Below are 20,627 nucleotides of genomic sequence, written 5' to 3'. Positions count from 1 at the left end.
CGAGGTCTTGTTGGCTATGCACTTGTCTACACATCCGACCAGTTATCCGACGCGTTATCAAGAGATTGCGGCGCGTCTGGAACAGGAGCTGCGCCAGAACTACCGCTGCGGCGACTACCTGCCCGCCGAGCATCAGCTGGCGGCGCGCTTTGAAGTGAACCGTCACACCCTGCGTCGCGCCATCGACCAGTTGGTGGAGAAAGGCTGGGTTCAGCGTCGTCAGGGTGTTGGCGTGCTGGTGCTGATGCGCCCGTTCGACTACCCGCTGAACGCCCAGGCGCGCTTTAGCCAGAACCTGCTCGACCAGGGCAGCCATCCCACCAGCGAAAAGCTGTTGTCGGTGCTGCGCCCGGCATCCAGCCATATTGCCGAAGCGCTGGGCATTACCGAAGGCGACAACGTGATTCACCTGCGCACCCTGCGCCGGGTCAACGGCGTGGCGCTGTGCCTTATCGACCACTACTTCGCCGACCTCACGCTCTGGCCCACGCTGCAAAACTTCAGCAGCGGTTCGCTGCATGACTTCCTGCGTGAGCAAACCGGCATTGCGCTCAAACGCAGCCAGACCCGTATCAGCGCACGCCGCGCGCAGGCCAAAGAGAGCCAGCGCTTAGAAATTCCCAACATGGCGCCCCTGCTGTGCGTGCGCACCCTGAACCATCGTGAAGGCGATGACCAGGCGATGGAGTACTCCGTCAGCCTGACCCGCGCCGACATGATCGAATTTATTATGGAGCACTGAATGTACCTCGATACCGCGACCCGTCAGCACTGGATGTCGGTGCTGTCCCACAGCGACCCCGCCAATCTGGCGGAGAAAATGGTCGCCCTGAACATTACCGCCGACTACGAAACTATCCGCGCCCCGGAAACCGGTCTGGTCCAGCTCCAGGGCCGCATGGGCGGCACCGGAGAACGTTTTTTTGCTGGCGACGCCACACTGACCCGCGCCGCCGTACGCTTGAGCAACGGCACCGTGGGCTACAGCTGGGTGCTGGGGCGCGATAAAGCCCACGCCGAGCGCTGCGCGGTGATTGATGCGCTGATGCAGCAGCCGGCCCATTTTCAAACCTTATTAGAAACCCTGATTACCCCGCTGGAAGCCGACCGTACCGCGCGCATTGCCGCACGTCAGGCTGAAATCAACGCCAGCCGGGTCGACTTCTTTACTCTGGTTCGCGGAGATAACGCATGACCCTGGAAACCGCTTTTACTCTTCCCGTGCAGGATGCCCAGCACAGCTTTCGTCGCCTGTTAAAAGCCATGAGCGAGCCGGGCGTGATCGTCGCGCTGCACCAGCTCAAGCACGGCTGGCAGCCGCTGAACGTCGCCACCACCAGCGTGCTGCTGACCCTTGCCGACAACGACACGCCGGTGTGGCTATCCAACGCACTGCATAACGATATCGTCAGCCAGAGCCTGCGCTTTCACACCAACGCGCCGCTGGTTGAGCAGCCGCAGCAGGCAACCTTCGCGGTGTCGAGCGACACCATCAGCAGCGAGCAGCTCAACGCCCTGTGTGAAGGCAGCGCCGTGGCGCCGGAAACCAGCGCCACGCTGATTGTGCAGGTCTCAAGCCTCAGCGGCGGCCGCATGCTGCGCCTGACCGGTGCGGGCATCGCCGAAGAACGGATGATCGCCCCGCAGCTGCCGAACTGCATTCTGCATGAACTGACCGAACGACCGCATCCGTTCCCGCTCGGCGTGGATCTGATCCTCACCTGCGGCGAGCGTCTGCTGGCCATTCCGCGCACCACTCACGTCGAGGTTTGCTGATATGTACGTTGCCGTCAAAGGGGGCGAGAAGGCGATAGCCGCCGCCCACGCGCTACAGGAACATCGACGCCGGGGCGACACCGCGCTGCCGGAGCTCAGCGTCGCCCAGATTGAACAGCAGCTTAACCTGGCGGTGGACCGGGTGATGACCGAAGGCGGCATCGCCGACCGTGAACTGGCCGCACTGGCGCTGAAGCAGGCGAGCGGCGATAACGTTGAAGCGATTTTTCTGCTGCGCGCCTACCGCACCACGCTGGCCAAGCTGGCGGTGAGCGAGCCGCTGGAGACCAGCCGTATGCGCCTGGAGCGCCGCATCTCCGCCGTTTATAAAGACGTGCCAGGCGGCCAGTTGCTTGGCCCCACCTACGACTACACCCATCGCCTGCTGGACTTTACGCTGCTGGCGAACGGCGAAGCGCCAACCCTAAAAACCGACGACGGTGAGCAGTCTGCCGCCCCACACGTCTTCAGCCTGCTGGCACACCAGGGGCTGGCGAAAGCGGAAGAGGATAACGGCGCCACGCCGGATGACATCACCCGCACGCCGCCGGTCTACCCGTGCTCACGCTCCTCTCGCTTACAGCAGCTGATGCGTGGCGACGAAGGCTACCTGCTAGCGCTGGCCTACTCCACCCAGCGCGGCTACGGGCGCAACCACCCGTTCGCCGGGGAAATTCGCAGCGGCCATATTGATGTCGAAATTGTGCCCGAAGAGCTGGGTTTTGCGGTGAACGTCGGCGAACTGCTGATGACCGAATGCGAAATGGTCAACGGCTTCGTTGACCCAGCGGACGAACCGCCGCACTTCACCCGCGGCTACGGCCTGGTGTTCGGCATGAGCGAGCGCAAGGCCATGGCAATGGCGCTGGTCGACCGCGCATTGCAGGCGCCAGACTATGACGAGCACGCCGTCGGCCCGGCGCAGGACGAAGAGTTTGTCCTCGCCCACGCCGATAACGTTGAAGCCGCCGGTTTCGTCTCGCACCTGAAACTCCCCCACTACGTCGATTTCCAGGCCGAACTGGAACTGTTGAAACGCCTGCAACGGGAGCAGAAAAATGGCTAATCTCAGCGGCTATAACTTCGCTTATCTCGATGAGCAGACCAAGCGCATGATCCGCCGCGCCATCCTCAAAGCGGTGGCGATCCCCGGCTATCAGGTGCCGTTCGGCGGGCGCGAAATGCCGATGCCGTACGGCTGGGGCACCGGCGGGATCCAACTGACCGCCAGCGTGATTGGCGAAGCGGACGTGCTCAAGGTGATTGACCAGGGCGCGGACGACACCACCAACGCCGTGTCGATTCGCCAGTTCTTCCAGCGCGTGACCGGGGTGAACACCACCGAACGCACCGAAGACGCCACCTTGATCCAGACGCGTCATCGGATCCCGGAAACGCCGCTGGTTGAGGATCAGATCCTGATCTTCCAGGTGCCGATCCCCGAGCCGCTGCGCTTTATCGAACCGCGCGAAACCGAGACCCGCACCATGCACGCGCTGGAAGAGTACGGCGTGATGCAGGTGAAGCTGTATGAAGATATCGCTCGCTTCGGCCATATCGCCACCACCTACGCCTACCCGGTGAAGGTAAACGGCCGCTACGTGATGGACCCGTCGCCGATCCCGAAATTCGATAACCCGAAGATGGACATGATGCCCGCGCTGCAGCTGTTCGGTGCCGGGCGCGAAAAACGCATCTACGCCGTGCCGCCGTTCACCCGCGTTGAGAGCCTCGATTTTGACGACCATCCATTCACCATCCAGAGCTGGGACGAGCCGTGCGCCATCTGCGGTTCGCAGCATAGCTATCTCGATGAAGTGGTGCTCGATGACAGCGGCAAACGGATGTTTGTCTGCTCCGATACCGATTTCTGCCGCCAACAGAGCGAGGCGAAAAACGCATGACGCAACCATTACTCTCCGTTGACCGCCTGACCCATCTCTACGCGCCGGGCAAAGGCTTCAGCAACGTCTCCTTTGACCTGTGGCCGGGCGAAGTGCTGGGTATCGTCGGCGAATCCGGCTCCGGTAAAACCACGCTGCTGAAATCCATTTCGGCGCGTCTGACGCCGCAGGAAGGGGAAATTCGCTATCAGGACAGTTCGCTGTACGCGATGACCGAAGCCGACCGTCGTCGCCTGCTGCGCACCGAGTGGGGCGTGGTACATCAGCATCCGATGGACGGCCTGCGTCGTCAGGTATCGGCGGGCGGCAATATCGGCGAACGGCTGATGGCTACCGGCGCGCGCCACTATGGCGATATCCGCGCCACTGCCCAGCGCTGGCTGGAGGAAGTGGAGATCCCAGCGTCGCGCATCGATGACCTGCCGACCACCTTCTCTGGCGGGATGCAGCAGCGCCTGCAGATTGCCCGCAACCTCGTCACCCACCCGAAGCTGGTGTTTATGGATGAGCCTACCGGCGGGCTGGACGTGTCGGTGCAGGCGCGTCTGCTCGACCTGCTGCGTGGCCTGGTGGTGGAGCTGAACCTGGCGGTGGTGATTGTCACCCATGATTTGGGCGTCGCGCGCCTGCTCGCCGACCGTCTGCTGGTGATGAAGCAGGGTCAGGTGGTGGAAAGTGGGCTGACTGACCGGGTGCTCGACGATCCACATCATCCGTACACCCAACTGCTGGTGTCGTCGGTGTTGCAGAACTAACCCTCGGTGCCATTCCCGGCGGCGCTACTCCGAATGTGTAGCCCGGCCGAGCAACGCGACACCGGGGAGGCTCAAATGTTAAAGAGGCAAAAAATGAACGCGATCCGCGTCGAAAACGTCAGTAAAACCTTTGTTCTGCACCAGCAAAACGGTGTCCAGCTGCCGGTGCTGCGCGAAGCCTCGCTCACCGTCAACGCCGGGGAGTGCGTGGTGCTGCACGGCCACTCCGGCAGCGGTAAATCCACCCTGCTGCGCTCGCTGTACGCCAACTATCTGCCGGATGAAGGGCATATCCATATTAAACACGGCGACGAATGGGTCGATCTGGTCAGCGCCCCGGCGCGCAAAGTGGTGGAAGTGCGTAAGACCACCGTCGGCTGGGTCAGCCAGTTTCTGCGCGTCATTCCACGTATCTCCACGCTGGAAGTGGTAATGCAGCCGCTGCTCAACATCGGCGTGCCCCGTGAAGCCTGCGCCGCGAAAGCCGCTCAGTTGTTGACGCGCCTCAACGTGCCTGAACGCCTGTGGCACCTCGCGCCGTCAACCTTCTCCGGCGGCGAACAGCAGCGCGTCAACATCGCCCGTGGCTTTATCGTCGACTACCCGATTCTGCTGCTCGACGAACCCACCGCCTCGCTGGACGCCAAAAACAGCGCTGCCGTGGTCAGCCTGATTACCGAAGCCAAAGCCCGCGGCGCGGCTATCGTCGGTATTTTCCATGACGAAGCCGTCCGCAACCAGGTCGCTGACCGCCTCCACCCAATGGGTACACCCGCATGATTATCAATAACGTAAAGCTGGTTCTTGAGAACGACGTGGTTCACGGTTCCCTTGAGGTACAGGACGGCGAAATTCGCGCCTTTGCCGAAAGCCAGAGCCGCCTGCCCGAAGCGATGGACGGCGAAGGCGGCTGGCTGCTGCCGGGGCTGATTGAGCTGCATACCGATAATCTGGATAAATTCTTCACCCCGCGCCCGAAGGTTGACTGGCCCGCCCACTCGGCGATGAGCAGCCACGACGCGCTGATGGTCGCCAGCGGCATCACCACCGTGCTGGATGCGGTCGCCATTGGCGATGTGCGCGACGGCGGCGACCGCCTGGAAAACCTCGAAAAGATGATCAACGCCATCGAGGAGACGCAAAAGCGCGGCGTTAACCGCGCCGAGCACCGCCTGCATCTGCGCTGCGAACTGCCGCATCACACCACCCTGCCACTGTTTGAAAAGCTGGTAGGCCGCGAGCCGGTATCGCTGGTCTCCTTGATGGACCATTCGCCGGGCCAGCGTCAGTTCGCCAACCGCGAGAAGTACCGCGAATACTACCAGGGCAAATACTCGCTGACCGATGAGCAGATGCGTCAGTACGAAGAAGAGCAGCTGGCACTGGCAGCCCGCTGGTCGCAGCCGAACCGTACGGCGATTGCCGGGATGTGCCGCGCGCGTAATATCGCGCTGGCGAGCCACGACGATGCCACCCACGATCACGTGGTTGAATCGCACCAGTTGGGCAGCGTGATCGCCGAGTTCCCCACTACCTTTGAAGCAGCAGAATCCTCACGTCGCCACGGCATGAACGTGCTGATGGGCGCACCAAACATCGTGCGCGGCGGCTCGCATTCCGGCAACGTCGCGGCCCGTGAATTAGCCCAGCTAGGCCTGCTGGATATTCTCTCCTCTGATTATTACCCGGCCAGTCTGCTGGACGCGGCCTTCCGTGTGGCGGATGACGACAGCAATACTTTTACCCTCCCTCAGGCGATGAGGCTGGTGACAAAAAATCCGGCGCGAGCGCTGAATCTGCACGACCGTGGGGTGATTGGCGAAGGAAAACGGGCCGACCTGGTGCTGGCGCACCGCAAAGGCGAGCATATTCATATCGACCACGTCTGGCGTCAGGGAAAAAGGGTGTTCTGATGAAGGGAAAACTGGTCTGGTTAATGGGGCCGTCCGGCTCCGGGAAGGACAGCCTGCTGGAAGTGCTTCGCCAGCAGGAGCTTTCCCAGTTGTTAGTGGCGCATCGTTATATCACCCGCCCGGCCAGCGCCGGGTGTGAAAACCATATCGCGCTGAGCGAACAGGAGTTTTTCACCCGCGCGGGGCACAATCTACTGGCGCTAAGCTGGCACGCCAACGGCCTGTACTACGGCGTGGGCGTGGAAATTGACCTCTGGCTGCACGCCGGGTTTGATGTGGTGGTGAACGGCTCGCGTGCGCACCTCGCCCAGGCGAAAGCCCGCTATACTGAGGCGCTGCTGCCGGTCTGTCTGCAGGTCTCGCCGGAGATCCTGCGCCAGCGGTTACACGCCCGCGGGCGAGAGAACGGTGTGGAGATTGCCGCCCGGCTGGAACGCGCCGCGCGCTATACGCCGTCGGAGTGCCACACGCTCAACAATGACGGCAGTCTGCTACAGTCGGTAGAAACCCTCCTCACGCTGATGGGAAGAAAGGAGCCACGCTATGCTTGTCTGTGAACTACGCCATGCCACCTTCGAGGACATCGAGGACGTTTACGCACTGATGTGCGAGCTGAAACAGGCCGAATACGACAGAGACGCCTTTTACACCGGCTTCGCCGCCAATCTTCAGGATAGAAATCTGCACTATCAGCTGGCGCTGCTCGACGACGAGGTGGTGGGCATGGTGAGTTTGCATTTGCAGTTCCACCTGCATCACGCCAACTGGATAGGCGAGATTCAGGAACTGGTGGTGATGCCACAGGTGCGCAGCACCGGCATTGGCAGCCAGCTGCTGGCGTGGGCGGAAGAGACCGCGCGCGAGGCAGGCGCAGAGATGACCGAACTTTCCACCAGCACGAAGCGCCTTCATGCCCACCGTTTTTATCAGCGTGAGGGCTATGCCCCGAGCCATGTTCGTTTCACCAAAGCGTTATGAGGATGCTGTATGAGTTTGAGCCTCACCCTCAGCGGTACCGGCAGCGCGCAGGGCGTGCCCGCCTGGGGCTGCAACTGCCTGGCCTGTACGCGGGCGCGTCGCGCCCCGCAGTATCGGCGGAAAGCCTGTAGCGGCGTGGTCCGCTTTAACGACGCCGTGACCCTCATCGACGCCGGGCTGCACGATCTTACCGATCGCTGGCCCGCAGGATCTTTTCAGCAGTTTTTGCTCACCCACTACCATATGGATCACGTGCAGGGACTGTTTCCGCTGCGCTGGGGCGTGGGCGACACCGTGCCGGTTTACGGTCCACCGGATGAACAGGGCTGCGACGATCTGTTCAAACATCCCGGCCTGCTGGATTTCAGCCACACCGTGGAACCGTTCGTAGTCTTTGATTTGCAGGGATTGCAGGTCACGCCCGTACCGCTCGAACACTCGAAGCTCACCTTTGGCTACCTGCTGGAAACGCCGCATAGCCGCGTTGCCTGGCTGTCGGACACCGCCGGGTTGCCGGAGAAAACGCTGACCTTTTTAAGCAATAATCGCCCGCAGGTGATGGTGATTGATTGCAGCTACGCTCCACGGGAGCAGACGCCGCGCAACCATAGCGATCTGGCGACGATTCAGGTGCTTAACGACGAGATCCGCTGCCCGCGCGTTATCCTGACGCATATCAGCCACCAGTTTGATGAATGGATGATGACCCACCTGCTGCCGCCCGGCATTGAAGCAGGTTATGACGGTATGGAAATTCGCCTGGATTAACGGTCATAATCGTCGTCGAGGCGCTGCTCGTCGTCCGACAGCTGACGGCGTTCCTGGTCAAGCTGGCGCTGGCGATCGTCAAGCTGACGGCGACGGTCATCCAACTGCCGACGACGATCGTTATATTGCTGGCTGCTCTGCGTACTGCGGCGATCGTTATAGGATCGATCGTCGTCATCTCGATCGCGGCTGGAGCGATCGCTGCTACCCGGGTTGTAGGCATCGTTGATCGCCTGCTGAATATTGCCAATGGCGTCATCGATAATATCGGCATGCGCGAACTGACTGGTCAGCGACAGCGCGCAGAAGCATACGGCGGTGAGGTAACGTTTCATAGGGCCAGTCTCGTCAGGGGGCTGGCGGTAGGTTAGGTGAGCGGCGCGATGCCGTGTAGCAGACGAATCTCAATTCAGTTGAGCTGAGAAGTATTGATATAGCGCTAACTATTATCTCTAATTATCGATTTAATCCCCCACTAAAATATAACGCACGAATACCTTATAAAAATAACGCTCGCCGCTATATATGCCCTTCTTAAAAAGAGGGAATAACTATTATGATAAATAGTTTCGCCAAGCCTCGATTCATTTCATTATTTCAATTCACAACATCAATATTAAATGGAGATTAATATGAATAACACAAGGTTATTCCGCTTAAACCGGATGTTTATTGCTATAGCGGCCACGACCTGTTTTATCACGCCCTCCGCGTTTGCCGTTGACGCACCTAAAGCGGCAACACCCTATACTCAGAATATTAATCAGCAGTATACAAAATCACTGCCGTTCAGCGATCGTCAGGATTTCACCGATGCCCAGCGTGGTTTCATTGCACCACTGCTCAATCACGGCGAACTGAAAACGCCGGACGGTAAAGTTTATTACCGCGCAGAAGATTATCAATTCGATATTAACGCCCCGGCTCCGGATACCGTAAACCCAAGTTTCTGGCGGCAATCGCAGCTCAACGGTATTTCCGGCCTGTTTAAAGTGACCGACCGGATGTACCAGGTTCGCAGCCAGGACATTTCGAACATCACCTTCATCGAAGGCGACAGCGGGATTATCGTTATTGACCCGCTGGTCACCGCTGGCGCGGCAAAAGCCAGCCTCGATCTCTACTATCAACATCGCCCGCAAAAACCGATTGTCGCGGTCATTTATACCCACAGTCACACTGACCATTATGGCGGCGTGAAGGGGATTGTTTCCGATGACGATGTGAAGTCAGGCAAAGTGCAAATCATTGCGCCAGTGGGCTTTATGGAAGAGGCCATCAGTGAGAACGTGTTGGCCGGTAACATCATGAGTCGCCGGGCGCTCTACTCCTACGGCCTGCTGCTGCCCCACAATGCGCAAGGCAATATCGGCAACGGTCTGGGCGTCACGCTGACCACCGGCCTACCCACCATTATTGCGCCAACCACGCTCATTACTAAGACCGGTGAAAAACGGGTGATTGATGGGCTGGAATTTGACTTCCTGATGGCGCCAGGCAGCGAAGCGCCCGCAGAAATGCACTTCTATATCCCGGCGCTGAAAGCCCTGTGCACCGCTGAAAACGCCACTCATACGCTGCATAACTTCTACACCCTGCGCGGCGCGAAAACCCGTGATACCAGCAAGTGGGCATCCTATCTGAATGAAACGCTCGATATGTGGGGTAGCCAGGCTGAAGTCCTGTTTATGCCGCACACCTGGCCGGTCTGGGGCAATGCGCATATTAATGATTACATAGGCAAATATCGCGACACGATTAAGTACATTCACGATCAAACGCTGCATTTAGCTAACCAGGGTTATACGCTCAATGAAGTGGGCGACATGATAAAATTACCACCAGCGCTCGCCAATAACTGGGCCAGCCGCGGCTATTACGGCTCGGTAAGCCACAACGCCCGCGCGGTGTACAACTACTACCTCGGCTACTTTGACGGCAACCCGGCAAACCTCCATCCTTATGGGCAAGCCGAAATGGGCAAACGCTATGTGAAAGCGCTGGGCGGCTCTGCCCACGCTATCAACCTGGCGCGCGATGCCTATCAACGGGGAGATTATCGCTGGGCGGCCGAACTGCTCAAGCAGGTCATTGCCGCCAACCCGGGCGATCAGGTGGCGAAAAATCTCCAGGCGGATACCTTTGAACAGTTGGGCTATCAGGCTGAGTCCGCCACCTGGCGCGGCTTTTACCTGACCGGGGCCAAAGAGCTACGTGAAGGGGTGCATAAATTCAGCCACGGCTCAACGGACTCACCGGATACCATCAAAGGCATGACGGTGGAAATGCTGTTCGATTATATGGCAGTTCGCCTGGATAGCGACAAAGCCGCAGGCAAAGATATCAGCCTGAACTTCAATCTGGACAATGGCGATAACCTGAACCTGACGCTCAACGATAGCGTACTTAACTATCGTCAGACGCTGCTGCCGAAAGCGGATACCTCGTTCTATATGAGCCGCCTCGATCTGCACAGCGTACTGACGGGTCAGGCGAAAATGGCCGATCTGATTAAAGCGAAAAAGGTTAAGGTCGTCGGCAATGCGGCGAAGCTTGATGAAATCATCGGCTGCCTGGATAAATTTGATCTGTGGGTGAATATCGTTACTCCTAATTAATGCCGTTATGCCCAGAGATGATAATGTCTCTGGGCCTATTAAAATTCACAATAGGTATGGCAACAGTCGTAAGAAATATAAAATTTTAATAAGTTATGAATGCGACAGGAAAATAAAGCTATTTTTCTCCCGCGAAAAAATAGCCATACTGTCTCTTCCCATGACTATTTTATATTCATCATAAATATTGTTAGAAATACACAGGATGTATTCTATTATGCAAATCATAAAATCCAGGATTAGGATAGCGCTAGAAAAAATGGCCTGCCTGATGCCCGCGCTAGGGCTGACGGGGTGTTCGTTATCCCCCGCCATCCCGGTCATTGGCGCCTATTACCCTGGCTGGCTCTTCTGTCTTATTATTGGCGTTATCCTGACGCTTATTTCACGGCGAATTATCCTTAATCGATACCCCTCACTGGCATTGGCCAGCGTGATTTATACCGCCCTCTTTGCTCTTTACTCCATGCTGGTCTGGCTGGTCTTTTTCTAACTCACATTGAGATGCGCTCATGGAAAGCTCGCAGAATAAAACTCTTCGCAACAAAATACCGGCCCTGGCGCTGACGCTGCTCGCGTTGATTGTCCTGATCTGGGTTATCTGGCGTATTGATAGCGCGCCTTCAACTAACGATGCCTATGCCTCTGCCGACACTATCGACGTGGTCCCGGAAGTGAGCGGGCGCATTATTGAGCTGGCGGTGCGCGATAACCAGCAGGTCAAGCAGGGCGATCTGCTTTTCCGCATCGACCCTCGCCCTTATGAGGCCAATCTGGCAAAGGCCGAAGCCTCGCTGGCGGCGCTGGACAAACAGATCATGCTGACCCAGCGCAGCGTCGATGCGCAAAAATTTGCGGCGGGCTCCGTTGAGGCGTCCGTCGGCAAAGCGCGCGCGGCGGCTAAACTCGCCAGCGATACGCTGCGCCGCACCGAACCGCTGCTCTCGCAGGGATTTGTCTCGGCGGAAGACGTTGACCGTGCGCGCACCGCGCAGCGCGCCAGCGAAGCCGATCTCAACGCCGTGCTGCTGCAGGCGCAACAGGCCGCCAGCGCCGTCAGCGGCGTGGATGCGCTGGTCGCCCAGCGTGTGGCAGTGGAAGCGGATATTGAGCTGACCAAACTGCACCTCGAGATGGCCACCGTGCGCGCGCCGTTCGACGGCCGCGTGGTGTCGCTGAAAACCTCCATCGGGCAGTTCGCCTCCGCCATGCGCCCTATTTTCACCCTCATCGACACCCGCCACTGGTACGTGATTGCCAACTTCCGTGAAACCGAGTTAAGCAACATCCGCGCAGGTTCCCCCGCCACCCTGCGCCTGATGAGCGACAGCGGCAAAACGTTTACCGGCAAGGTCGATTCCATTGGCTACGGCGTGCTACCAGACGACGGCGGTATCGTGCTCGGCGGCCTGCCGCGCGTCTCCCGTTCGATCAACTGGGTGCGCGTGGCCCAGCGCTTCCCGGTGAAAATCATGGTCGATAACCCGGACGCTGACATGTTCCGTATCGGCGCGTCGGCGGTTGCCAGCCTTGAGTCGCAATAATGAACGCGCTCCATTACCTGCCGCTGCCGCTGGTCAGGCTGCTGGCGTTTTTCCATAAGGAGCTGAGCGAGCGTCGTCCCGGCCGGTTGCCGCAGACGCTTCAGCTGTGGATTGGCTGCCTGCTGGTCGTGCTTATCTCGATGACCTTCGAAATCCCGTTTCTCGCCATTTCGCTGGCGGTGCTGTTCTACGGCATTCAATCCAACGCGTTTTACACCAAATTCGTGGCGATACTGTTTGTCGTCGCCACGGTGCTGGAGATTGGCAGCCTATTTCTGCTCTACAAATGGGCCTACAGCTACCCGCTGGTGCGTCTTATCATCGCCAGCCTGATCCTGCTGGGCTGCATGTTTATGATGCGCACTCATCGGCTGGGATTGGTCTTCTTCGCGGTGGCTATCGTCGCCATTTACGGTCAGAGCTTTCCCGGCATGCTCGACTATCCCGAAGTGGTTGTACGCTTGACGCTGTGGTGCATCGTGGTAGGCCTCTACCCCGCGCTGCTGATGGTGCTGATGGGCGTGTTGTGGTTCCCCAGCCGCGCCGGAACTCAGATGCGAGAAGCGCTCTGCGCCCGGCTGGATGACGCCCTCAAACGGCTGGCAGGCGAAGGCGCACCGCTGGCGGAAACCGACGTCGAGCGGGAAATTCTGGCGCTGCAAAAGCTGAATGTCTTTTGCATGGCCGACGATGCCGACTGGAAAGCGCGCTGCGCCTGGTGGCAAAACGGCGTCAATACCGTGAGCTATCTGTACAGCACGCTGAACCGCTACGATGCCGCCACTGCCGCGCCAGCCCCGGCGTTCATCGCACGGTTGAGGGCGGAAATCCTCTCGCTGCGGCAGGCAGTCACCGAGGGTAAACCGTGGCAAAGCGCATGGCAGCTCAGCGCCGAGGAACGCGCAGCGGCCAACGCCTGCGGACTGGAGAATCTCTGCGAACAGCTGCGCCAGCTCGGCCTGATGGACCCCGACACGCCGCCGCCCCCCGCCGCCAAAACGCCGTCATTCGCAGCGGATGCCTTTACCAACCCGGCCTACCTACGTTATGCCCTCAAAACGCTGCTGGCCTGCCTGATCTGCTTTATCTTCTATTCCGGCGTTGATTGGGAAGGCATTCACACCTGCATGCTGACCTGCATTATTGTTGCCAACCCCAGCATCGGCTCTTCCTACCAGAAAATGGCGCTGCGCTTCGGCGGCGCGCTGGCCGGTGCACTGCTGGCGCTGCTGGTGACGATCGCCATTATGCCGTGGCTGGACGGCATCGTTGAACTGCTCGCCGTACTGGCGCCTATCTTCCTGTTTGGCGCCTGGATAGCGACCGGATCGGAACGATCGTCCTATATTGGCACCCAGATGATCGTCACCTTCGCCCTCGCCACGCTCGAGAACGTTTATGGCCCGGCCTACGACCTGGTGGAGATCCGCGATCGCGCCGTTGGGATCCTGATCGGCACCGCCGTCTCCGCCGCTATCTACACCTTTATCTGGCCGGAAAGCGAAGCCGTCCCTCTGCGGCACAAGCTGGCTGGTGCGTTAGGGATGCTCGGCAAACTGCTGCGCCTCCCGCAACAATCCCCGGCAACGCAGCATGACTATCTCAAGCTGCGCATTGGCTGCCACGCGGCCTTTAATGCCTGCGAGGAGATGTGCGAGCGCGTGGCGCTGGAACCCCACCAGGCTACCCATCTTGCTCACTGTCAGAGCGTGATTCGTTCGGGCCGCGCGATCCTCTACGCCTGGGATGGTGCTGAGGCACCGGAACCGGCGCTTGCCGAAGCGCTGGAGCAGTATGCCGCCGCGCTGGCGCAGGGCACAGCCTCCGCTCCGCCACTCTCACCGGAGCAGAGCGAACATGCACAGCGCGTCGCGCAGCAAATAGCCCGTTTACCCGATTGGACCTCCCCGGCCGAACGCGCCGGGGAACAGGCGCAAGGAGCCACCCCATCATGACCCGAACCCTTTTTCGCATTCTGCTGTGTAGCCTGTTGAGCAGCACCGCCACGCTCTCCGGCTGCGCGCTGATCCGCAGCGATTCCGCCCCCCATGCGCAACTGTTGCCGGGGCAGATAACGTTGGCTAACGATATCCATCTCGCCAGCCAGGGCTGGCCGCAGGCGCAGTGGTGGCGGCAGTTTAATGACCCGCAGCTCACGGCGCTGATTGAAAAAACGCTGGCGGGGTCGCACACGTTAGCCGAAGCCCGGCTACGCGAAGAGAAAGCGCAATCACAGGCTGATTTACTCGAGGCCGGGTCGCGGCTGCAAATGGCAGCGCTGGGGATGGTTAACCGCCAGCGCGCGTCAGCCAACGGCTTCCTCGGCCCTTACGCCCTGGACGCGCCGCGTCTGGGCATGGACGGCCCTTACTACACCGAGGCAACCGTCGGTCTGGTCGCCGGGTTGGATCTCGACCTATGGGGCGTACACCGTTCTGCCGTCTCGGCGGCCATTGGCGCGCAAAACGCTGCGCTTGCCGAAACGGCGGCGGTAGAACTGGCGCTGTCGACCGGCGTGGCGCAGCTTTATTACAGCATTCAGGCGAGCTATCAGATGCTCGACCTGCTACAGCAAACCCACGACGTGATTGACTACGCGGTGCGAGCGCACCAGAGCAAAGTCGCGCAGGGGCTGGAGGCGAAGGTGCCTTATCACGGCGCGCGCGCACAGATGCTGGCAGTGGATAAGCAGATAGCCGCCGTCAAAGGGCAAATCAAAGAGACTCGCGAATCGCTGCGGGCGCTGATGGGCGCAGGGGCGAACGGGCTGACGGAGATAAAACCAGCGGCGCTGCCGCAGGTGCAGGTGGGTATCCCGCCGATGCTCTCTTACGATCTGCTCGCACGCCGCCCGGATTTGCAGGCCATGCGCTGGTACGTGCAGGCCTCCCTCGACCAGGTGGAGGCCGCGCGGGCGCTGTTCTACCCAAGCTTCGATCTCAAGGTCTTCTTCGGGTTGGACGCCATCCATATTGACGAGCTGTTCAAGAGCACCAGTCGGCAGATTAACGTCATCCCCGGCCTGCGTCTGCCGCTGTTCGACGGCGGGCGATTGAACGCTAATCTGAAAAACGCGCGCGCGGGCAGCAATATGCTGATTGAACGCTACAACCAGTCGGTCCTTAACGCCGTTCGCGACGTGGCGATCGGCGGTACGCGCCTGCAAACGCTGAACGATGAACGCGCGATGCAGGCCGAACGCGTCGATGCCACCCGCTATAGCCAAAGCGCCGCCGAAGCCGCCTTCAACCGTGGGCTCGGCAGCCGGCTGCAGGCCACCGAAGCGCGCCTGCCGGTGCTGGCGGAAGAGATGTCGCTGCTGATGCTCGACACCCAGCGCGTGGTGCAAGGGATTCAGCTGATTAAAACGCTGGGCGGCGGTTATCAGGCCGCGCCGGTTAAGTAGGCCGGAACCGCCCCGGCGTCGCGCTGCTCGGGCGAGGCGCGCCAGCGCCGACTCCGGGATCGGTTCTCCCCCAGGAACGTCACCCGTTTTTCCCTTCGACACGTCAAATATGACGACAGCCTGTTTTTCGTCAGCGTTTTGTCCAAGAATCACCCGTATTATCAGGGTATGCCCACAATAAAAAAGTGGCATAAAAGATGCATACTGAGGGCGACAGCGCGTATGCGCGATTTGATTAACTGGAGCGAGACCGATGAAAAAAGTCGTCACGGTTTGCCCGTATTGCGCATCAGGTTGCAAAATCAACCTGGTGGTCGATAACGGAAAAATCGTCCGGGCAGAGGCGGCTCAGGGGAAAACCAACCAGGGTACCCTGTGTCTGAAAGGCTATTATGGCTGGGATTTTATTAACGATACCCAGATCCTGACGCCACGCCTGAAAACCCCAATGATCCGTCGCCAACGTGGCGGCAAGCTGGAATCCGTCTCCTGGGACGAAGCGCTGAATTACGTGGCTGACCGCCTGAACGCGATCAAAGCGAAATACGGCCCGGATGCCATTCAGACTACCGGTTCCTCACGCGGAACGGGTAACGAAACAAACTACGTCATGCAAAAATTTGCGCGTGCGGCGATTGGTACTAACAACGTCGACTGCTGCGCACGCGTCTGACACGGCCCTTCGGTTGCAGGTCTGCACCAATCGGTCGGTAACGGCGCAATGAGCAATGCCATCAACGAAATTGATGACACTGACCTAGTCTTTATCTTCGGGTACAACCCGGCTGATTCCCACCCTATCGTGGCGAATCACGTGATTAACGCCAAACGTAAAGGGGCGAAAATCATCGTCTGCGATCCGCGCAAAATTGAAACCGCGCGCATTGCCGATATGCATATCGCGTTGAAAAACGGCTCGAACATCGCGCTGCTCAACGCTATAGGTCATGTCATTATTGAAGAAAACCTGTACGACAAAGCGTTCGTCGCTAGCCGTACCGATGGTTTTGAAGAGTACAGCAAGATTGTCGAAGGCTATACGCCGGAGTCCGTCGAAGATATTACCGGCGTCAGCGCACAGGAAATTCGTCAGTGTGCGCGTATGTATGCCGGTGCGAAAAGCGCGGCCATCCTGTGGGGCATGGGTGTTACCCAGTTCTATCAGGGCGTGGAAACCGTCCGCTCGCTGACCAGCCTCGCGATGCTGACCGGTAACCTCGGTAAGCCAAGCGTGGGCGTGAACCCAGTTCGCGGTCAGAACAACGTTCAGGGTGCCTGCGATATGGGCGCACTGCCGGATACCTATCCGGGCTATCAGTACGTGAACAACCCGGCTAACCGCGAGAAATTCGCCAAAGCCTGGGGCGTGGAAAGCCTGCCTGCGCATACCGGCTATCGCATCAGCGAACTGCCGCACCGTGCCGCGCATGGTGAAGTTCGCGCCGCGTACATCATGGGTGAAGATCCATTACAGACCGACGCCGAGCTTTCCGCGGTGCGTAAAGGCTTCGAAGATCTGGAACTGGTTATCGTCCAGGATATCTTCATGACCAAAACCGCTGCTGCCGCAGACGTTATTTTACCGTCTACGTCATGGGGCGAGCATGAAGGTGTATTCACGGCCGCTGACCGTGGCTTCCAGCGCTTCTTTAAAGCCGTTGAGCCGAAGTGGGACCTGAAAACGGACTGGCAGATCATCAGTGAAATCGCCACCCGTATGGGCTACAAGATGCACTACAACAACACTCAGGAAATCTGGGATGAGTTGCGTGGCCTGTGCCCTGATTTCTACGGTGCCACCTACGAGAAAATGGGTGAACTCGGCTATGTGATGTGGCCTTGCCGCGATGAGTCCGACGCTGACCAGGGGACGTCTTACCTCTTTAAAGAGAAGTTCGACACCCCGAACGGGATGGCGCAGTTCTTCACCTGCGACTGGGTAGCGCCAATCGACAAGCTGACCGAGCAGTATCCGATGGTACTGTCGACGGTGCGTGAAGTCGGCCATTACTCTTGCCGTTCGATGACCGGTAACTGTGCCGCGCTGGCAGCACTGGCGGATGAACCAGGCTATGCCCAGATCAACACCGCGGATGCCGCGCGTTTAGGCATTGAAGATGAAGCGCTGGTGTGGGTGAATTCCCGCAAAGGCCGCGTCATCACCCGTGCCGCCGTGAGCGATCGTCCGAACAAAGGCGCGATTTACATGACCTACCAGTGGTGGATTGGGCCCTGTAATGAGCTGGTAACCGAGAACTTAAGCCCGATTACCAAAACGCCTGAGTATAAATACTGTGCCGTGAACGTTGAGCCAATTGCTGACCAGCGTGCCGCAGAGCAGTATGTTATTGATGAGTATACGAAGCTGAAGGCCGGACTGCGCGAAAGCGCAATGGGCTAAGCGGACTCGTTTCAACGCCCCCATTCGGGGGCGTTTTTTTATCCTGCCAATCTCTTTATACTGCCCCCTTCCTCGACAACCTACATAATAAAATGACACGACTTTTTGCAATGCTATGGTTATGCCTGACGGCGCTGTCAGCGTACGCCGACGAGCCGGGCAGCCAATACCTGAAAGCCGCCGAAGCGGGAGACGCACGGGCGCAATACTATCTGGCCGATACCTGGTTTAGCTCCGGCGACCTGAGTAAAGCCGAATTCTGGGCGCAAAAATCCGCCGATAGCGGCGATGCCGATGCCTGCGCCCTGCTGGCGCAGATTAAAATTACCAACCCGGTAAGCCTCGACTATGTCGAAGCCAAAGCGCTGGCCGAGAAGGCCGCTAAAGCAGGCAGCCGTGCCGGCGAAGTGATCCTGGCGCGTATTCTTATCAACAGCCAGGCCGGGCAAACCGACTACCCGCGGGCGATTACGCTACTCCAGCAGGCATCAATGAACGCCGAGAGCGATTTCGCGGTGGACGCGCAAATGCTGCTGGGGCTGATTTACGCCAACGGCGTGGGTGTGAAGGAAGATGACGAAAAGGCAACGGACTACTTCAAAAACAGTTCCGCACTCTCCCGCACCGGCTATGCCGAATACTGGGCCGGGATGATGTTCCTGAGCGGCGAGAAAGGGTTTATTCTGCAGAACAAACAGAAAGCATTGCAGTGGTTGAACCTGAGCTGTACGGAAGGGTTTGATACTGGGTGTGAAGAGTTTGATAAGGTGAGTGCGGAGTAGATTTTTCCCCGAGGTCGCATGCGCTACGTTACTGTAGCCCGGCCAAGCGAAGCGCCGCCGGGATCTTCACCAAAATCCAAAAACAATAATGCCGGGCAAGCCCGGCATTATTGTCTTATTTATTGATCGGCAGTTTTATCAAACCTGCCCAACACCTCGCGCTCATACGCCAGCGCTTTCTTACGGTCAAACTTGTGTTCCCACTTGGCGATAACCAGCACCGCCAGCGCGTTACCCACCACGTTCAACGCGGTACGCGCCATGTCGAGGATACGGTCAACGCCAGCAATAAATGCCAGACCTTCCAGCGGAATACCAACGCTGCCCAGCGTCGCCAGCAGTACCACGAAGGAGACGCCCGGCACGCCCGCGATCCCTTTTGAGGTCACCATCAGCGTCAGCACCAGCACGATTTCCTGCCAGATAGAGAGGTCGATACCGTACAGCTGCGCGATAAAGATAGCCGCGATGCTTTGGTACAGCGTGGAACCATCGAGGTTAAACGAGTAACCGGTCGGCACCACGAAGCTGGTGATAGAAGCCGGTGCACCGTAGGCTTCCATCTTCTCGATAATGCGCGGCAGCACGCTCTCGGAGCTGGCGGTGGAGTACGCCAGAATCAGCTCGTCTTTCAGGATACGGATCAGGATCCAGATGCTCAGCCCGCAGATGCGCGCCACGATGCCCAGCACCACCAGCGCGAAGAACAGGATCGCGAAGTGCACCAGCAGCACCAGCTTCGCCAGCGGCCACAGCGAGGCAAAACCGAAGTTCGCCACCGTCACGGCGATCAGCGCAAATACGCCAACCGGCGCGTAGCGCATCACCATGTGGGTGACCTTGAACATGGTTTCAGAGATCGAACGGAACACCGTCACCAGCGGTTCGCGGTGGGTGGCAGGCAGTGAGGAGAGCCCCAGGCCAAACAGTACCGAGAAGAAGATAATCGGCAGCATGTCGCCTTTCGCCATCGAGGCGATGATATTGGTTGGCACCAACGACAGGATGGTGCCCATCAGACCATGCGCGTGACTTTGCACTTCGGCGGTAGTACTTTGGTATTTCGAAATGTCCACCGTCGCCAGCTGTGACATGTCGATCCCTGACCCAGGCTGGAAGACATTCGCCATGGTAATACCGATAATAATCGCTACCGTGGTGATCACTTCGAAATAGATGATGGTTTTTGCGCCAATTCGTCCTAACTGTTTTGCATCGCCGACGCCGGCTATTCCCACGATCAGCGTAGAAATAACAATTGGCACCACAATCATTTTAATCAGGTGGATGAATATATCGCCAGCAGGTGATAACAGATTCATAACCAGCCAGTCGCGGCTATCGCTATGATAATGCAGGTAACTACCGAGAATAATACCCAGCACCAGGGCAATCAGAATTTGCCAGGCCAGGCTGATTCGAGCTTTTTTCATAACTGCAGACTTCCTCAATGAAAAATACCATGCCAAACCGGAATGGTATCCATTTGAAAGGGGGTGATTTGTGTTGCGTTTACTTTTAGAGGTTTTTAACGCGCAATATCAGTATCATCTGCACGGTGTCTCGCGCAACCCTTTCAGAACAGGGCTTTTCACTGCCTAAATCCATATTACCGCTGATTTCTACCAGTAATTATTTATAAGCTTTTGTTATAAAAAAAGAAAAAATCGGTATTTTTCTATAAATCCCCCTGCGGAATTATTTTTGTTCAAAGAATCAAATGAACGTTATTTGAACAATTCCAATATTGCGTGATCTGCCGCGCAAATAGTAAACAAAGCG

20 protein-coding genes are annotated in these 20,627 nt (G+C 58.4%); 18 read left to right on the top strand and 2 right to left on the bottom strand.

Going from position 1 to position 20,627, the window contains the following annotated elements:
• The first annotated feature begins 16 nt into the window (after positions 1-16).
• From phnF to phnP, 11 genes are all read left to right on the top strand, one after another.
• Positions 17-742, top strand: coding sequence for a phosphonate metabolism transcriptional regulator PhnF (gene phnF, locus V6944_RS18670; RefSeq protein WP_185668491.1), 726 nt, complete (start codon positions 17-19; stop codon positions 740-742).
• Positions 743-1,195, top strand: coding sequence for a phosphonate C-P lyase system protein PhnG (gene phnG / locus V6944_RS18665; RefSeq protein ID WP_333500040.1), 453 nt, complete (start codon positions 743-745; stop codon positions 1,193-1,195). It abuts the gene before it with no gap.
• Positions 1,192-1,776 (top strand): phosphonate C-P lyase system protein PhnH, encoded by a 585-nt coding sequence (gene phnH, locus V6944_RS18660; protein WP_065356600.1) that lies wholly within the window; start codon positions 1,192-1,194, stop codon positions 1,774-1,776. The genes phnG and phnH overlap by 4 nt, the downstream gene beginning before the upstream one ends.
• A 1-nt stretch (position 1,777) precedes the next feature.
• Positions 1,778-2,842, top strand: a complete 1,065-nt coding sequence (locus V6944_RS18655) for a carbon-phosphorus lyase complex subunit PhnI (protein WP_333500039.1) — start codon at positions 1,778-1,780, stop codon at positions 2,840-2,842.
• Positions 2,835-3,680, top strand: coding sequence for an alpha-D-ribose 1-methylphosphonate 5-phosphate C-P-lyase PhnJ (gene phnJ / locus V6944_RS18650; RefSeq protein WP_220438968.1), 846 nt, complete (start codon positions 2,835-2,837; stop codon positions 3,678-3,680). The genes V6944_RS18655 and phnJ overlap by 8 nt, the downstream gene beginning before the upstream one ends.
• On the top strand, positions 3,677-4,435 hold the full coding sequence (gene phnK, locus V6944_RS18645) for a phosphonate C-P lyase system protein PhnK (protein WP_185668486.1): 759 nt from the start codon (positions 3,677-3,679) through the stop codon (positions 4,433-4,435). Before phnJ ends, phnK begins: the two co-directional genes overlap by 4 nt.
• 93 nt (positions 4,436-4,528) lie before the next feature.
• On the top strand, positions 4,529-5,215 hold the full coding sequence (gene phnL, locus V6944_RS18640; RefSeq protein WP_220439002.1) for a phosphonate C-P lyase system protein PhnL: 687 nt from the start codon (positions 4,529-4,531) through the stop codon (positions 5,213-5,215).
• Positions 5,212-6,348, top strand: a complete 1,137-nt coding sequence (phnM, locus tag V6944_RS18635; RefSeq protein WP_333500038.1) for an alpha-D-ribose 1-methylphosphonate 5-triphosphate diphosphatase — start codon at positions 5,212-5,214, stop codon at positions 6,346-6,348. The genes phnL and phnM overlap by 4 nt, the downstream gene beginning before the upstream one ends.
• The gene (gene phnN / locus V6944_RS18630) at positions 6,348-6,905 is read left to right on the top strand and encodes a ribose 1,5-bisphosphokinase (RefSeq protein ID WP_333497063.1); all 558 of its coding nucleotides are present in this window, start codon (positions 6,348-6,350) and stop codon (positions 6,903-6,905) included. The genes phnM and phnN overlap by 1 nt, the downstream gene beginning before the upstream one ends.
• Positions 6,892-7,326, top strand: coding sequence for an aminoalkylphosphonate N-acetyltransferase (phnO, locus tag V6944_RS18625; RefSeq protein WP_333500037.1), 435 nt, complete (start codon positions 6,892-6,894; stop codon positions 7,324-7,326). Before phnN ends, phnO begins: the two co-directional genes overlap by 14 nt.
• A 9-nt stretch (positions 7,327-7,335) precedes the next feature.
• Positions 7,336-8,094 carry a phosphonate metabolism protein PhnP gene (gene phnP / locus V6944_RS18620; RefSeq protein WP_333500036.1) on the top strand — a complete coding sequence of 253 codons (759 nt, stop codon included), beginning with the start codon at positions 7,336-7,338 and terminating at the stop codon, positions 8,092-8,094.
• On the opposite strand, the gene yjdP is transcribed toward phnP, so the two are convergent.
• Positions 8,091-8,429: a DDRRRQL repeat protein YjdP gene (gene yjdP / locus V6944_RS18615; RefSeq protein WP_333500035.1), complete on the bottom strand. Its 339-nt coding sequence runs from the start codon at positions 8,427-8,429 to the stop codon at positions 8,091-8,093. The two genes, phnP and yjdP, sit on opposite strands and share 4 nt — an antisense overlap.
• A 297-nt stretch (positions 8,430-8,726) precedes the next feature.
• Here yjdP and V6944_RS18610 point away from each other — a divergent pair, with 297 nt between their 5' ends.
• The 7 genes from V6944_RS18610 (at position 8,727) to V6944_RS18580 (ending at position 18,845) form a co-directional block, all read left to right on the top strand.
• Positions 8,727-10,712: an alkyl/aryl-sulfatase gene (locus V6944_RS18610; protein ID WP_333500034.1), complete on the top strand. Its 1,986-nt coding sequence runs from the start codon at positions 8,727-8,729 to the stop codon at positions 10,710-10,712.
• Between the two features lie 217 nt (positions 10,713-10,929).
• The gene (locus V6944_RS18605; protein WP_333500033.1) at positions 10,930-11,205 is read left to right on the top strand and encodes a YtcA family lipoprotein; all 276 of its coding nucleotides are present in this window, start codon (positions 10,930-10,932) and stop codon (positions 11,203-11,205) included.
• Positions 11,206-11,224: 19 nt separating this feature from the next.
• On the top strand, positions 11,225-12,256 hold the full coding sequence (gene mdtN / locus V6944_RS18600; protein WP_333500032.1) for a multidrug transporter subunit MdtN: 1,032 nt from the start codon (positions 11,225-11,227) through the stop codon (positions 12,254-12,256).
• Positions 12,256-14,211, top strand: a complete 1,956-nt coding sequence (gene mdtO, locus V6944_RS18595) for a multidrug efflux transporter permease subunit MdtO (RefSeq protein WP_333500031.1) — start codon at positions 12,256-12,258, stop codon at positions 14,209-14,211. The genes mdtN and mdtO overlap by 1 nt, the downstream gene beginning before the upstream one ends.
• On the top strand, positions 14,208-15,662 hold the full coding sequence (locus V6944_RS18590) for an MdtP family multidrug efflux transporter outer membrane subunit (protein WP_442910754.1): 1,455 nt from the start codon (positions 14,208-14,210) through the stop codon (positions 15,660-15,662). Before mdtO ends, V6944_RS18590 begins: the two co-directional genes overlap by 4 nt.
• Positions 15,663-15,915: 253 nt before the next feature.
• The gene (gene fdhF, locus V6944_RS18585) at positions 15,916-18,063 is read left to right on the top strand and encodes a formate dehydrogenase subunit alpha (RefSeq protein WP_333500030.1); all 2,148 of its coding nucleotides are present in this window, start codon (positions 15,916-15,918) and stop codon (positions 18,061-18,063) included.
• A 92-nt stretch (positions 18,064-18,155) separates the two neighbouring features.
• A complete protein-coding gene (locus V6944_RS18580; RefSeq protein WP_333500029.1) occupies positions 18,156-18,845 on the top strand; it encodes a tetratricopeptide repeat protein in 690 nt (229 codons plus the stop codon).
• Positions 18,846-18,964: 119 nt separating this feature from the next.
• Here the strand turns inward: V6944_RS18580 and gltP are convergent, their stop codons facing one another.
• A complete protein-coding gene (gene gltP / locus V6944_RS18575) occupies positions 18,965-20,278 on the bottom strand; it encodes a glutamate/aspartate:proton symporter GltP (protein ID WP_333497071.1) in 1,314 nt (437 codons plus the stop codon).
• Between the last annotated feature and the right edge of the window lie 349 nt (positions 20,279-20,627).

The organism is Kluyvera sp. CHPC 1.2972 (assembly GCF_036759925.1).
GTDB lineage: Bacteria > Pseudomonadota > Gammaproteobacteria > Enterobacterales > Enterobacteriaceae > Kluyvera.
This window is presented reverse-complemented; position numbering and strand designations above follow the sequence as displayed.

Excerpts from the sequence above, each read along its gene's own strand:
- mdtO (WP_333500031.1), top strand. The coding sequence starts at position 12,256 with ATGAACGCGCTCCATTACCTGCCGCTGCCGCTGGTCAGGCTGCTGGCG.
- phnM (WP_333500038.1), top strand. The coding sequence starts at position 5,212 with ATGATTATCAATAACGTAAAGCTGGTTCTTGAGAACGACGTGGTTCAC.
- yjdP (WP_333500035.1), bottom strand. The coding sequence starts at position 8,429 with ATGAAACGTTACCTCACCGCCGTATGCTTCTGCGCGCTGTCGCTGACC.
- V6944_RS18605 (WP_333500033.1), top strand. The coding sequence starts at position 10,930 with ATGCAAATCATAAAATCCAGGATTAGGATAGCGCTAGAAAAAATGGCC.
- phnF (WP_185668491.1), top strand. The coding sequence starts at position 17 with ATGCACTTGTCTACACATCCGACCAGTTATCCGACGCGTTATCAAGAG.
- mdtN (WP_333500032.1), top strand. The coding sequence starts at position 11,225 with ATGGAAAGCTCGCAGAATAAAACTCTTCGCAACAAAATACCGGCCCTG.
- V6944_RS18655 (WP_333500039.1), top strand. The coding sequence starts at position 1,778 with ATGTACGTTGCCGTCAAAGGGGGCGAGAAGGCGATAGCCGCCGCCCAC.
- phnJ (WP_220438968.1), top strand. The coding sequence starts at position 2,835 with ATGGCTAATCTCAGCGGCTATAACTTCGCTTATCTCGATGAGCAGACC.
- V6944_RS18590 (WP_442910754.1), top strand. The coding sequence starts at position 14,208 with ATGACCCGAACCCTTTTTCGCATTCTGCTGTGTAGCCTGTTGAGCAGC.
- gltP (WP_333497071.1), bottom strand. The coding sequence starts at position 20,278 with ATGAAAAAAGCTCGAATCAGCCTGGCCTGGCAAATTCTGATTGCCCTG.
- phnG (WP_333500040.1), top strand. The coding sequence starts at position 743 with ATGTACCTCGATACCGCGACCCGTCAGCACTGGATGTCGGTGCTGTCC.
- phnN (WP_333497063.1), top strand. The coding sequence starts at position 6,348 with ATGAAGGGAAAACTGGTCTGGTTAATGGGGCCGTCCGGCTCCGGGAAG.
- phnL (WP_220439002.1), top strand. The coding sequence starts at position 4,529 with ATGAACGCGATCCGCGTCGAAAACGTCAGTAAAACCTTTGTTCTGCAC.
- phnO (WP_333500037.1), top strand. The coding sequence starts at position 6,892 with ATGCTTGTCTGTGAACTACGCCATGCCACCTTCGAGGACATCGAGGAC.
- V6944_RS18580 (WP_333500029.1), top strand. The coding sequence starts at position 18,156 with ATGACACGACTTTTTGCAATGCTATGGTTATGCCTGACGGCGCTGTCA.
- phnP (WP_333500036.1), top strand. The coding sequence starts at position 7,336 with ATGAGTTTGAGCCTCACCCTCAGCGGTACCGGCAGCGCGCAGGGCGTG.
- phnH (WP_065356600.1), top strand. The coding sequence starts at position 1,192 with ATGACCCTGGAAACCGCTTTTACTCTTCCCGTGCAGGATGCCCAGCAC.
- phnK (WP_185668486.1), top strand. The coding sequence starts at position 3,677 with ATGACGCAACCATTACTCTCCGTTGACCGCCTGACCCATCTCTACGCG.
- V6944_RS18610 (WP_333500034.1), top strand. The coding sequence starts at position 8,727 with ATGAATAACACAAGGTTATTCCGCTTAAACCGGATGTTTATTGCTATA.